The sequence below is a fragment of the Oceanococcus atlanticus genome, from assembly GCF_002088235.1.
Taxonomy (GTDB): domain Bacteria; phylum Pseudomonadota; class Gammaproteobacteria; order Nevskiales; family Oceanococcaceae; genus Oceanococcus; species Oceanococcus atlanticus.
Genome location: NZ_AQQV01000013.1, coordinates 1 through 1,500 on the forward strand (window position 1 = coordinate 1; position 1,500 = coordinate 1,500).

At 58.9% G+C, this 1,500-nt stretch carries 1 protein-coding gene; it reads left to right on the plus strand.

The annotated features are described in order from the left end of the window. Window positions 1-84: 84 nt before the first annotated feature. Window positions 85-1,427, plus strand: a protein-coding gene (locus tag ATO7_RS16690; RefSeq protein ID WP_146680426.1) for an IS3 family transposase whose coding sequence is annotated in 2 segments (ribosomal slippage) — window positions 85-421 and window positions 421-1,427 — 1,344 coding nt in all. Because the reading frame shifts where the segments join, the coding sequence is not laid out codon by codon here. The last annotated feature ends 73 nt before the right edge of the window (window positions 1,428-1,500 follow it).

Here is a 1,500-nt window from a genome sequence, read left to right on the forward strand (position 1 = left end):
TGTGCGCCGTCAGCAACTGTGTAACACCTGAGGGGTTTCGCTAAAGGAGGATTTGGCCCATCGTTTTCACCCGAAGGAGTAACGATGACAACGAAGTCCAAATCCACCACCGAGAAGCAGATCCGGGATATTCGGCGCAAGACGCGGCGCAAGCATTCCCCGGAAGAGAAGATCCGCATTGTCCTTGAAGGGCTGCGTGGCGAAGTCAGCATTGCCGAGCTGTGCCGTCGAGAAGGCATCGTCGAGAGCCTGTACTACAGCTGGTCAAAGGAATTCCTCGAAGCCGGTAAGAAGCGTCTGGCTGGCGACACCGCACGCGAGGCCACCAGCGATGAGGTCAAGCAGCTGCGTGCCGAGATGAGCAGCCTCAAAGAGGCCCTGGCTGAGTCCGTGCTTGAAGCCCGCGTGCTCAAAAAAAGCTTGATCGCGGATGGGGGGCACCACGAATGAGCTACCCCGCAGAAGACAAACACGAGATCATCCGGCTGGTCGAAGATTCCCACCTGCCGGTGTCACAGGTCCTGGCCAAGATCGGCGTGTCACGCACGACCTTCTATCGCTGGTGCGATCGTTACGAACGCCACGGCATCGACGGCCTACAGGACCGCCGAGGCGGCCCTGGCCGGGTATGGAACCGCATCCCTGATGTCACGCGCGATGAGATCATCGAGCTGGCCCTGGATCGCCCGGAATTGAGCCCACGTGAACTGGCCACGACCTTCATCGACGAGAAGGGTTATTTCGTCTCGGAAAGCTCGGTCTACCGGCTTTTGAAGGCACATGACCTCATCACCAGCCCAGCGTTCACCGTGATCAAGGCTGCCGATGAATTCCACGAGAAGACAACCGCGCCGAACCAGATGTGGCAGACCGATTTCACCTATCTCAAGGTGATCAACTGGGGTTGGTTCTACCTGTCCACGATCATCGACGACTACAGCCGGTACATCGTTGCCTGGCGGCTCTGCACGACCATGAAGGTCGGGGACGTCACCGACACGATCACCGACGCATTGGCGGCCAGCCGGCTCGACGGCATCCAGGTCAAGCACCGACCGCGATTGCTTTCGGACAACGGCGGCAGCTACATCTCGGAAGACCTGGCCGAGTGGCTGGATGAGCGCGGGATGACGCATGTGCGGGGCGCACCGATGCATCCTCAGACTCAGGGCAAGATCGAACGCTGGCACCAATCCATGAAGAATCGGGTGCTTTTGGAAAACTATTTCCTGCCTGGTCATCTGGAACGTGCAATCGGCGATTTCGTCGAGCACTACAACCACCGCCGCTACCACGAAAGCCTGAAGAACCTGACGCCGGCCGACGTCTACAACGGGCGCGGTGCTGCGATCCTGAAACGCCGTGCCGAGATCAAGCGCCGGACCATCCAACAACGCCGCCTGCAACATCTTTCCCAGGCAGCGTAAACTGACCCACAAGGTGGGCCAATCCTCCTGAAGGAATCACCATCCGGTGTTTCAAGTTATCTGACGACGGACA